At 71.9% G+C, this 12992-nt stretch carries 4 protein-coding genes; 1 reads left to right on the forward strand and 3 read right to left on the reverse strand.

From position 1 onward, the window contains the following. Positions 1-74: 74 nt before the first annotated feature. Together PS271_RS30815 and PS271_RS30820 are read right to left on the reverse strand one after the other, a co-directional pair. Complete coding sequence (locus PS271_RS30815; RefSeq protein ID WP_398387132.1) at positions 75-1334, reverse strand: cytochrome P450; 1260 nt, start codon at positions 1332-1334, stop codon at positions 75-77. Positions 1335-1849: 515 nt separating this feature from the next. Beyond that, positions 1850-2812, reverse strand: a complete 963-nt coding sequence (locus PS271_RS30820) for a 3-oxoacyl-ACP synthase III family protein (RefSeq protein ID WP_398386456.1) — start codon at positions 2810-2812, stop codon at positions 1850-1852. 216 nt (positions 2813-3028) lie between these two features. Between PS271_RS30820 and PS271_RS30825 the strand changes: the two genes are divergently transcribed. Next, the gene (locus tag PS271_RS30825) at positions 3029-10459 is read left to right on the forward strand and encodes an SDR family NAD(P)-dependent oxidoreductase (protein WP_398386458.1); all 7431 of its coding nucleotides are present in this window, start codon (positions 3029-3031) and stop codon (positions 10457-10459) included. Positions 10460-11140: 681 nt separating this feature from the next. On the opposite strand, the gene PS271_RS30830 is transcribed toward PS271_RS30825, so the two are convergent. After that, positions 11141-12982, reverse strand: coding sequence for a hypothetical protein (locus tag PS271_RS30830; protein WP_398386460.1), 1842 nt, complete (start codon positions 12980-12982; stop codon positions 11141-11143). Positions 12983-12992 lie beyond the last annotated feature (10 nt).

Genomic DNA, 12992 nt, shown 5'->3' on the forward strand with positions numbered 1-12992 from the left:
AGGGCCATGCTGGTCAGTAACCGTCGGCTCCTCAGAGGTGCGGGGAGAGAAGAGGGAGGAAATGTCGGTGTGTCTTAGCGGCTGCGCGGGGTGAGCGTCAGGCTGAGGCGACCGCGGGGCGGCAGGGTCACGGCCAGCCGCGGGCGGGGATCCCCGCAGATGTGCACGTCGTAGCGGCTCAGTACGGTGGCCAGCACCAGCGCCGCCTCCATGCCGAAGAAGGCCTGCCCGACGCACTGGTGGGCACCGGCTCCGAAAGGCAGATAAGCCAGTGAGTGCCGCTTGCGCACGGCTTGCTTGTCGAACCGGCCGGGATCGAAGCGCAGCGGATCGGGCCAGAACTCGGCCAGCCGGTGGGTGAGGTAAGGGGAGACGACCAGTGTGGTGCCGGCCGGAACGGTCACCCGGCCGACCGTGTCGTCCTCTCGGGCGACCCGGGGAACGGCCCAGGCCATCGAGTACAACCGCATCACCTCGGCCAACACCTGCTGGGTGAACACCAGCTCCCGTACGTGCCCGGCCTGAGGCGGCCCACCGGCCAGCACGTGATCCGCCTCCCGGCGCAGTCCGGCCACGACGTCCGGATGCCGGGCCAGCACCACCCAGGCCCAGGTCAGCGTCAGCGCGCTGGACTCCGAGCCGGCCACGAACAACGCCACGATGTCCCGGCCGACATGTTCATCGCTCAGCGGCCGGCCGTCGGGCCCGCTTCCCCCTAGCAACCTGCTCATCAGATCCGTGCCGCTGTCACCCTGCCGGCGGGCCCTGCCGATGACAGGCGCAAGCATCCGGTCGATGGTGCGGGTCGCCCGCAGGAACGCCCGGTCCCCGGGCATCGGCACCCGGTACGGGACGAAGGGCATCGCCATGCGCCACAACAACGAGCCCAGTGCCGTGGCCACTTCCCCGCCCAGCCGATCGCATTGCGCGGCGCTGACGCGGGAACCGAAGAAGACGGGGTTGATGATCCGGTGCACCAGGCGGGTCATCTCCACCACCGCGTCCGCCGGCTGCCCCAGCGCCCGGTCGGCCAGCTCCTCCACCGCCACCTCGGCCGAGGCAGCGATCACCTCTCCTGTCCGCTGCAGAAATCTGCCCGACATCCCCTTGACGAGGATGTCACGGCTGGCCATCCACCCCGGGCCCTCTCCGGCGATCCCCTGACCGGTCAGCCGGCCCAACGCGTCCCACATCGCGGCCCCGCGAACGTAGTTCTCCGCCCCGTCGCGCAACACGTGCTGCAGATGGTCAGGGTGCGTGACCAGCAGTGGCCTGAAAGGCCCCAGGCCCAGCCGCACCACCGCCCCCTGCGCCTGCCGACCGACCCCGTCCACCAACCCCAGAGGACCCCCTCTCACCAACTGGCCCAGAACACGGTGAAGGGGCACGGAATGAACCCGGTCGACGGTGGGTGAGGGCATCAACAGCCGCCTTTCGGCTCCGGGCCGGGCCCGGGCGCCCGACACCAGTCGAGAACTTATTTTGCAGCAAAATCGGACATTTATTGCCTGTCTTCGTACGTATGCCAGGGGCATCCGAGGCTCGTCTGTCGGCGGTGACCGACTGGCAGCCCACCTACGCGGGACAGGGGCTGACGGTTGGGGGCGCGGCCGGGCCGGGTGCACTGGGACGCTACCGCTCCCAGCCGAGGGCTTCGCCACTGAGCTCACCGAGGTCATCGACTGACAGGTTGCGGCCCGCTCGACTCGGGCGTGGACGGACGGGGCGGCGTCGCCTTGCTGTCCGCCTCAAAAGATGGTGCAGGCGGAACTGCTCGGCCGCAGGATCGGCCGCGAGTTTCTCACCTACCACTGGGACTGAGGAGTCCCGGCGGCTCCGGGAGCCCTGCTCACAGACGGATCAGCGCCAGCCCCGCGCTGAAACCGCTGGCCATGCCGATCAGGCTGACGGTGTCGCCTCGGTCGATGCGGTCGGCCTCCATGGCGGTGACCAGTTGCAGCGGCAAGGAGGCGGACGCGACGTTGCCGTGTTCGGCGACGGTGGGCAGGCAGCGGTGTGCGGGCAGGTGAAGGCTTGCGATGGTCCCGTGGAACTGGGGGAGGGTGGTCTGGTGGAAGGCGATGAAGTCACTGTTACGGACCGCCTCCGCCTCTCCGGGCCTTTGGGCCAGGATCCGGGGCAGGGTGTCGAGGGCGACGTCGCGCAGCAGGTCGCCGTTGAGGCGGAGGTAGGCGGGTTCCAAGTCGGTCATGCGGGGGTGCATGGTGCCGCCCGCTTCCAGGGTGCAGGACTGCCAGGCGCTGGAGTCGGCGTAGAAGGCCATGGTCAGTACGCCCGGCCCCTTGTCAGTGGCGGCGGCTGACGTGAGCAGGAGGGCGGCGCCCGCGTCGGAGAGGGTGTAGCCGGGCATGGCCCGCAGGAATGCTTCGTGGCTGGGCACGTCCCAGCGCGCGGAGAGCGTGGGTGCTTCGCCGCACGTGAGGAGCACCGTCTCGTAGCGCCCCGCCTCGATGAGGGCGGAGGCGACCTCGATCCCGTTGAGCACGCTGTTGCAGGCGTTCTTCATATCGAACGCGGGGCAGCCGGCGCCCAGTTTCGCGGCGACGATGTGCGCGGTGGCGGGTTCGATGAGGTCCTGGCTGCAGGCGGCGAACAGCAGCAGGTCCACCTCGCTGATCGCGGTTTCCGCGGCCTCGAGAACCTTGACGGCCGCCGCTACGGCGAGGTCGGAGGCCTGCTCGTCCACAGCCTTCTCGTGGACGCCACGCACGCCGGTGAGGTCCTGGAGCAGGCCCGGAGGAGGGACGAAGTCGCCGCCCGATCCGGCTATGCGAGCCCGGGCCTGCTCCATGGTGCGGTAGGTAGGCGGCAGATGGACGGCGGTAGCCAGCAAACGGGCACGCAGGGCAGGACGCACCTGGAAACCGTAAGCACCAGAAGGTGAATTGGGGAGATCCATGCCGTTTTGCCACTTGAAAGATGGAAACAGGAGACGAACGTACGAATTAATGATTTTCCTTCTCAGGGGAAGGATGGGAGGAGGTCCGGCCGGGGAGGGGGCGCGGGGATGGGAGAAGGTGCCGCGAGGATCGCCATCGTGGGCGTCGGTTGCCGTCTGCCGGGAGGGCTGACGGACTTGGACGGCCTGTGGGAGGCCCTGTCCGGGGGGCGGGATCTGGTGGGCGAGATGCCGGAGGAGCGCTTCAACCGGCTTCTTGTCGTGGACCCGGGTTCTCAGCGGCCGGGCCGGAGCTGCACGGCGGCGGGCGGTTTCCTCCCCGACGTCGCCGGTTTCGACGCGGGTTACTTCGGTATCGCCCCCGTCGAGGCCGCGTCCATGGATCCCCAGCAGCGCCTGTTCCTCGAGGTGGCGGTCGAGGCACTGGACGATGCCGGCATCCCGGCGGAGTCGCTGGCCGGGTCGTCCGCAGCGGTCTTCGTCGGTGTCTCCGACATGTCCTACGCCCGGCTCCAGACCCAGAACGGGGATGCGGCGACCGCCTACCAGGCGAGCGGGGGCAGCCTGGCGGTCATCGCCAACCGCCTGTCGCACTTCCTGGATCTGCGGGGCCCGAGCATGGCGGTCGACACGGCCTGTTCGTCCGCTCTGACGGCCCTGGACCGTGCCTGCCGGACCCTGTCGGACGGCACGAGCCGCATCGCCGTCGCCGGCGGCGTCAACATCTTGAGCGGCCCGGACGGCTTCGTCGGCTTCTCGGCGGCGTCGATGCTGTCGCGGCGCGGCCGGTGTGCGGCGTTCTCCGCCGAGGCGGACGGTTTCGTCCGTGCCGAGGGCGGGGGTGCGGTGATCCTCAAGCGGCTGGCCGACGCGGTGGCCGACGGCGACCGGATCCACGCGGTGATCGCCGGTACCGGAAGCAACTGCGACGGCCGTACCCAGGGTCTCGCGCTGCCCAGCTCCCAGGCTCAGGAAGCGCTGCTGCGCGACGTCTACGAGCGGGCCGGAGTGGCTCCGCAGGACCTGGTCTACTTCGAGGCCCACGGCACCGGCACCCCCGTCGGCGACCCGGCCGAGGCCGGGGCCGTCGGGCGGGCCCTGGCACAGCGCCGCGGGAACGGGCCGCTGCCGATCGGCTCGGTGAAGTCGAACCTCGGGCACATGGAACCCGCCTCCGGGATGGCGGGCCTGTTCAAGGCCCTGCTCGTCCTGCGGCACGGCGTGGCCCCGGCAACGCTGCACGCCCACCCTCTCCATCCTGAGATCGACTTTGCGGGACTGGGGCTGGCTCCGACGGTCGAGCCCGTCACGCTCCCGGTGCACGGCCGGGCCGCCGTCGGCGTGAACTCCTTCGGCTTCGGCGGCGCCAACGCCCACGCGGTACTCGTCCCGCCCCCCGTCCCGCCACCGGCCGCCCCGGCCCCGGAGCGAGGAGGCCGGCTCCCGGTCGCACTCTCCGCCCGTTCACCGAAGGCCCTGGAGGAACTGGCGGCCCGGATGTCGGTACGGCTGAAGGAAGCCGGCCCCGGGGAGTTCTACGACCTCGCCCACACCACCACCCGCCGCCGGACCGCTCACCCGCACCGGGCCGTGGTGCTCGCGGATAACGCCCGGCAGGCGGCAGGAGAACTCGACCGGCTCCTCGCCGGCGAACCGGCCGCCGGAGCCGTCGGCAGGGAAGCGGGCCGGCCCGGCGTGGCGTACGCCTTCGCCGGCAACGGCTCCCAGTGGGCCGGTATGGCCGCCGGCCTGTCGGCCGCCGAACCGGTCTTCCGCACGGCCGTCGAAGAGGCCGACGCCGCCCTCGCACCCCTGCTGGGCTGGTCGGTGGCGCGGGAGCTCGCCCATCCTGACGCTTCCCGGTGGAGCCGTACAGAGGTGGCCCAGCCGCTCCTGTTCACCGTCCAGTCGGGGCTGACGGCCCTGCTCGCCGCGCAGGGCCTGCGCCCGGCGGCGGTGTTCGGGCACAGCGTCGGCGAGGTGGCCGCCGCCCACGCGGCCGGCGCGCTCAGCCTGGAGCAGGCCGCCCTGGTCGTCGCCGCGCGGGGCCGCGCGCAGTCCGCCACGGCCGGCAGCGGCCGGATGGCAGCCGTCGGGCTGCCCGAGCGGGAGGCCCGCGCGGAACTGGACCGCTACGGGCGCGCGCTGGAGCTGGCCGGTGTCAACAGTGATCAGGACGTCACCGTCACCGGGGAGACGGAGGCCCTGGCCGCACTCGGCGCCGAACTCGCCTCCCGGGGCATCTTCTTCCGCGACCTCGGCCTCGACTACGCTTTCCACAGCCGCGCCATGGACCCCCTCGCCGCGCCCTTGCGCTCGGCGCTGGCCGGCCTCACCCCGTCCCCGGCGCACACCCCCTTTTTCTCCGCCGTCACCGGAACGCTCCTGTCCGGGGAGGAGCTGACCGCCGACTACTGGTGGCGCAACGTACGCGAGCCGGTCCGCTTCGCCGAAGCCGCTGCCCAGGTCCTCGGCCACGGGGCCGGCATCGTCGTGGAGATCGGTGCGCATCCCGTCCTCGGCCCGTACCTCCGCCGCACGGACGCCGTCCGCGTGCCCACCCTGCGCCGCGACACCCCGGGGCAGCAGGCCGTGGCCGCCGCCGTGGCCGCCCTGATCGCGGCCGGGGCGCCCGTCGACTGGCCCGTTTACTTCCCCCGCCCCGCCCGCGTCGCCGTGCTGCCGGCCTACCCCTGGCAGCGGCGGCGTCACTGGAACGGCGGTCCGTCGGACTGGGAACGCAGCAGTGGCACGGGCCGCTTCGAGCATCCGCTGCTCGGCGAACGCCTGCCCGGCCCCCACCCCTTGTGGGAGGCGACGGTCGAACCGCAGCTCGTGCCCTGGCTCGGCGATCACCGCGTCGGCGGGGCCGTCGTGATGCCCGCGGCGGGCTACCTGGAGATGGCCTTGGCCGCGGGGCGCCGGGCCCTGGACACGACGGTGGTGGAGGTACGGCACCTGGAGATCGCCCGCCCACTGACCGTGCCCTGGCCCGACCCCGGCGGCCGGCGACTGCAGACCACGTTCCTGCCCGACACCGGCAGCGTCACCATCAGCGCCAGCGAGGGCCGTGGACGGCCGTGCCGGCCGCTGGTGCGGGCGCAGGCACGCGCCCTGCTCGGCAGCCCCCCGCCCGCCACCGACCCCGGAGCGGTACGGACCCGCTGCCCGCACGTCCTCGACGGCGAGACGCACTACGAACGGTGCGGGGAAACCGGCCTCGCCTACGGCCCGGCCTTTCGGCTGCTCCGGGAATTCCGGGTGGGCGACGGGGAGGTACTGGCCTCCTACCGGCACGACGCACCGCCTCCGGAGCCGGACAGCGCCCCGGAGCGGACCCACGACGTCCTCCCCGCCGTGCTGGACGCGGCCTTCCAGACGGGAGCGCCCCTGCTGCGCGACCGTGGCACCGACGGCGACCCCTACCTGCCCTGCGGCCTGACGAGCGCCCGCGTGTGGCGCGCCCTCTCCCCGTCCGGCTTCGTCCATGTGCGCGAGCGGACCTCGATCGACCCCGAGGCCTACTGGGACATCACGATCACGGATGAGGACGGCACCGTCGCCGTCGAGATCGAGCGCTTCCGTCTGCGCCGGATGCCCACCGGCCGCATCCCGCTGAGCGTGCAGCGCACGGTCCTGCGGGCCGCTCCCCGGCCCGGCACCACCGAAGGCCACGTGCTGCCCACGCCCACCGAACTCGTCACCGCGGCAACCCCCCGCATCGGGGAACTGGAGGCCGCCTGGCGAAGCTCAGGGTACGAGCGAGCCGTGCGGCGGGACCGACAGGCTACGGCTCGCTGCTGGTCCGCTGTGCTCGCGGGGTTCCTGGAGGACGCGGCAGAGCCGTTCACCCCCCAGGACCTGGTGGCCGCCGGCATGCTGTCCCAGCACCGTCGGCTGATCCGGGTCATCCTCCCCGATCTCGAGCAAGAGGGCCTCGCCCACTGCCGCTCCGACGGCCGATGGCAGCTGACGGCCCCGCCACCCCCGCTCGGTGAATCACTACGCTCCCTGCTGACCGCCTGCCCGGCCGCGAGTCCCGACAACAGTGTCGCCGCCGTGCACCTGCGCCACCTCCCCGGCCTTCTGCGCGGCGTCGGCGACCCCGTTCAGCTCCTGCTCTCCGACGGGGTCCGTTTCCAGCAGTTCTACGACATCGGTCTGCGCACCCGCTTCACCAACATCGTGGTCCGCACCGTGCTGGAAGAAATCGTCCGGCACTGGCCCTGCGACCGGCCGCTGCGGGTCCTGGAAATCGGCGCGGGTACCGGCGGGCTCACCGCCGCCGTGCTCCCCGTGCTTCCCGCCGACCGCACGCGCTACACCTTCACCGACGTCTCGGCCTCCTTCCTCACCCCGGCCGAACACCGTTTCTCCGCCTACGACTTCCTCGACTACCGCGTCTTCGACCTCAACTCCGATCCCGCCGGGAAGGATCTGCCCGCGGGTGAGGTCGACGTCATCGTGGCTTCCAACGCCCTGCACACCGCCACCGACCTGGCCGCGGCCCTCCGTCGCGTCAGCCGGCTCCTCGCCCCGGGCGGGCGGCTCCTCGCGGCGGAGGCGCACGATTCCGTCCTGCTCGCCACCGCCTTCGGCACCCTCGACAGCTTCTGGCACCGCGGTGACCGCCGGCTGCGACCGGACAGCATCCTCCTGGACCGCGAGCACTGGGCCACTCTGCTGGAGCGGTGCGGGTTCACCGACGTCGTGCGGGCCGGGCACGCCGGTCCCTGCCGGAACGAATTCTCCGTCTTCGTCGCGGCAGCAGACGACCGTGCCCTCCCGGCAGCCTCCCTCGGGACCGCGGACACCGGTACCGCGTGGACGATCGCGGTGGAAAGCGCGGCCGAGGAGCCGCTGGCCCGGGAACTGGCAGCGCTGCTGGGCGACGCCACCGTCACCGCACTCGACGACCTGCCCGGCCCTCTCGCCCCTGGCACCCGGGAGGCGGTCACGGTCCTGCTGCTCGCCGAGCCCGGGGAGGACGCCGGGCACATCGTGGCACGCACCACCCGCCGAACCGCCGCGCTGCGCGCCGTGGCCGTCGCAGGAGGGCAGCTGCCGGATGACGGGGTACGGACCAGGACGTGGCTGATCACGCGCCCCACCGGACTGCTGCCCGCCCCCGAACGCCCTGCCCACTCCGGCGATGCTCCCATCTGGGGTGCCGCCCGCGCCCTCGCCAACGAGCATCCCGAACTGACGGTCCGCAGGGTCAGCCTCGACCGCAGCGGCAACTCCTCCGCCGACGCCCGCCGTCTCGCAGCCGAGCTGCTCGACCCCTCCGACGAGGACGAGATCGTGCTGACCCGGGGCGGCCGCTTCGTCCCACGTGAGACCGAGCAGCCGGCCGGCGACCCACCCGCCACCGGCCAGGGCGACAGCTTCGCCTTGACGGTGCACGATCCCGGGCTTTCCTACCGGCTCGCCTGGACCCGACGCCCGGTGCCCCGTCCCGGCCCAGGTCAGATCACCATCGAGGTCCGGGCCACGGGCCTGAACTACCGCGACACCCTGCAGGCCAACGGACTGCTGCCCACCGAAGCCGTCGAAGGCACACTCACCGAATCCGGGGCGGGCATGGAATGCGCGGGCGTCGTCACCATGACGGGACCCGGAACCACCGCGTGGACGCCCGGTGACCGGGTCTACGCCCTGGCCGCGTCGGCACTGGCCTCCCATGTGGTCGTCGAGGCCACGGCTGCCTTCCCCATCCCGGACGGCATGGGCTTCACCGAGGCGGCGACCCTGCCCGTCGTCTTCGGTACCGTCCACTACGGCCTCGCCCACCTGGCGCGGCTCGCCCCGGGGGAAACCGTGCTGGTCCACGGTGGCGCCGGCGGCATCGGCATGGCCGTCCTGCAGTACGCCCGCCTCATCGGCGCGAAGGTGATCGCCACGGCGGGCAGCGAGGCCAAACGCGACCTGGTGGCCGCACTCGGCGCCGAACACGTCCTGGACTCCCGCACCCTGGACTTCGCCCCCCGAGTCATGGAACTGACCGACGGGCGTGGGGTCGACGTCGTGGTCAACTCGCTCAGCGGAGAGGCCATCGCCCGCAGCCTGGAACTCCTGCGTCCGGGCGGACGCTTCATCGAACTCGGCAAACGCGACATGCTCGAGGACAAACACCTTCCACAGCGCCCGTTCCTGCGCAACCTCTCCTATTTCGGGCTCGACTTGCACGGCCTGGAGTCAGAATCCAGCTCATGGGACGGGCTCTACAGCGAGGTCACCGAGAGGATCCGAGCCGGTGACTACCGCCCGCTGCCCCACGTGGCCTACCCCGCCGCCCGCGTGCACGAGGCCTTCCGGCTCCTCCAGCACTCCCGCCACACCGGAAAAGTCGTCATCCGCTTCGACCCCCTGGACGAACCCGTCCCCGTCCGGACCACACCGGCCCCTCCGGCGGCGGACCCTCATGGCACCTACCTCGTCACCGGAGGACTGGGCGGCTTCGGCGGCGCCGCAGCCGAATGGCTGGCCGACCTCGGCGCCCGCCATCTCGCCCTCGTCAGCCGCCGCGGCCGCGCCGCCCCGGAAGCGGCCGACGTCCTCGACCGGCTCACGCGCCGCGGCGCCACCGCCACTCCATACGCCGCAGACGTCACCGACGTGGCCGCCATGCGCAAGGTGATCGACGCCATCGACGCCACGGGCCACCCCCTCCGAGGTGTGGTCCACTGCGCCATGCGGCTCGACGACGCCCCGCTCACCGAGCTCACCGACGAGCGCTTCGCCGCCGTCCTGGCGGTCAAGGCAGCCGGCGCCGCCCTCCTGCACCGCCTCACCGCCGGCCACGAGCTCGACGTCTTCCTGCTCTACTCGTCGATGGCCGCACGCCTGGGGACCATCCACCAGGCCCCCTACGCCGCGGGGAACTGCTACCTGGAAGCCCTCGCCCGCGCCCGCCGCCACACCGGACGGCCCGCCACGGCCATCGGCTGGGGAGCGATCGCCGAAACGGGCTACGTGGCCCGTCACGGCATGCACGAAACCCTGGCCGCCCTCGGTTACGAACCGGTCGCACCCGCGAGCGCGCTCACCGCGGCTGCAGGCGTCCTCGCGACGGGTACCCCCGTGGCCGGGATCAGCGCCATCGAGTGGCTCCGTGCGCGCCGGATGCTTCCCGCTCTCGGAGCACCCCGCTTCTCCCTTCTCGTCCCCGCCCACGCCGTCCTCGCACACGACACCCGCGAGGAACTCCTCCACTCCCTGGCCGGTATGACACCGCAGGACGCCGTGCCCACCATCACCGACGCCCTCGCCCGTCTGCTCGCCGCCATCCTGCACACCGACCCGGCCGAACTGGCCGCGGACCGGCAGCTGACCGAATTCGGGATCGACTCCCTCATGGCCGCCGAATTCCTCGTACGCACCCGTGAGCAATTCGACATCCGCCTTTCCCCCGCCGAACTCCAAGGCAGTGGAGGCACCCTGTCGCACATCGCCCACCTGGTCCACCAGCGCCTGACCCCCGACACCTCCCGGCAGCGGACGCCTCCGGCAACCGCGCCCGCCTCTCCCGCGGGTTGAACCGCTGTCAGGGCCCCCGTCGAGCACGTCCGTTTGCCGCAAGGCGGCGAAGAGGATCCGGCCGCCGGCACGCTCGCCCGCTGCCGGCCCCTCGACGGGTCCGGCTCAGCGGAGGGCTCGCAGCGAGTGGGCGAACCAAGTCAGCCCACTACTCAAGGCCTCGAATGGCCAACTAACCGTCGACAAACTGGCCAGGGGGACGTTGCGGCTGACGGCTGACCTGAGACTTCTCGAACCTGCCTGGCCTATATCGGCCGAGGTCACAATGACGGGGTAGGAGGGGTGCGTGTGGATTCGCGGAGTGCGAGGCGGGGCGGTCCGTGGAAGTGGGTGCCGAGGAGGCGGACGGGGCTCCCGAGCCTGCTGTAGATGTACGGGACCTGGCGGATGAGTCGGCCCGCCCTTGACGACGGTGGGGCCTGGCTGGACCCCGTCCCGCCAGGCACGGCTGAGGCGTATTAGCTGCGCTTCCCGGCATCGGCCGCCGTCGTCCGGACCCCCTCGCGAAACCGCCGCCGCTCGTCCGTCAGCCCGCCGCCTGCGGTTCCGCGGCGAGACCGGACCCGGCAGCCGCGCGGACATCGCCCCAAGCCCGTCGGGCCGGCGGTGTCCGTCTTCTCGCCCGCCAACGGTTGGCGGGCGAGAAGACCTCCCCGAAAGCGTTGCGCCGTTGCGCCGCGATCACAGCCCGCCCGGTGGCAAGGCGGTGTCGTACTTGAGGCCGGACGAGCCCTCGCCCTGGCCGACTTGCTTGGACCTGGCGATCCACAGCACCGTGCCGCCGCCGGGGCTGCGGGCCAGCCGGTAGCGCCGTGTGATGACGACGCCTTCGCGCGGTACTTCCTCTTCGGCGATGCGCAGCCGGTCTGCCGATACGTCGCCCTCCGGGCGCTCCCGGAGGATTACGCCCCGCGGGTGCGCGACCTCGACTGTGTGGTCGTCGAGGAAACGGACCATCGGGCGGCGCTCGAGTTCGGTGGAGAACTGCTGCACCGGGACGTCGCGGGCAGGGACAGACACGAACGGGAGCCAGTGCTCGGGAACGGGCGTCATGAGCCGGTAGACGATGGCGGCGTCATCGAGGTCGCCGGGGAGTTGCTGGCGCAGGGAGCGGGATTCGGCCAGTCCGCGCCGAACGGGCTCTCCGCTCGGCCGGCTCTGCACCACGCGTTCGACGCCCCACACCAGGTTGGCCATCTCGTCGCGGAAGAGCGCCACTTCTTCCAGGGGCGGGCCTTCCAGGGCATGGCGCACCGTGGCCGGCAGGAAGAACACGTCGGCCAGAGCGGACGTGTCGTCGATCGGTGTGTTCTGGAAGACGCTCCAGCCGGGGCGGCTGATGTCGCGAGAGGGCCGGATGGTGATTTCCTTGCCGAACGTGTCGACGACGTCGAGGCTCTGCACATTGGCCAGTTCGCCGTAGTTCATGGTGACGGGGAGCAGGAACCAGTCGTTGCCGAAGACGAGGGAGAACTCGACGAGGGCGAGCCGGGCCAGGTCGGTCGATCCGGCTTTCACCCCGCCGAGGTAGACCTCGGCGTCCTCGAAGGCCCACAGCCGGTCGCTCGGCATGCCCGGGTAGCGCACCGGCGTCGGCATCACCTGCTGCTTGAGCGGCGGGAGCCCGGTATCGGCCGGTGGTGACCCGAGCCCGGGGGAGCCGGAGGCGTCGAAGGAGTACCAGTCGAGGGCCTCCCCTTGATAACCATCGGCCCGCAGGACGACATCCTGGCCGGGCAGGCTGGCTTGCAGCGCGAAGGAGTACTCAAGCCGATACGGGTCCCATGAGGTGCCGATGGGGGCGGCGACGTACTGTTCGGCCCAGGTGAGCCAGGTGGCGAGTACGTCTTGGAGCGTGACGGCGGCCTGCCCGCCGCCGGTGGCCTTGTGAAGGGAGGGCGGGAGGCCGCTCAGCTTTCCGTCGGGGCCGCGCAGAGCAGCCAGGCCGGCCGCGGCCGCGGCGCCGTCGGGTACCCGGCCGGCAGTGATCCGGCGGCGTGCGGCGCCGATCGGGTCGGCGCCGGCATCGATGTCGCCCGCGAACTTCCATTCGGCCAGGAACGCCTCTTGCACGGCGGCGAGGACCGCGGCCGGCAGGCCGGCCGCCCGCGTGAGGCGGAGCAGGTGCATCCCGGTCTGTGCACGCACCCGCTCCGGCTGGACCACGGGTGCCTCGGCCTCGACGGCCACCTCGACGGGAATTGCCGCCCCCGGTACGTCGACGGACGTCACGGCCGGGTCCGCAGGCCCCGTGAGCGAGCCGGGGTGGAACCGGGTGACGGGAGCCCGCTCGGCAGCGATCTCGGCAAGGACCGGCGAGCCACCGTCCTCGCCGCGCAGCTCCTCGAACTGCCACTGCCGGCCGACCATCCACAAGGGGTCACCGATGCGAACCTCAAGGCCAGGGTCCAGATCACCGCTGGTGAGACTGATCGGCTCGAGCCGGGAGTACGACACGATGGACGGCTGGACCTTGAGGCCGGCCTCGGTGGCGCCGAGCTTCAGCAGATCGTACGGTGTCATGTCCTCCTCC

This window comes from Streptomyces sp. SCA2-17 (assembly GCF_044336695.1).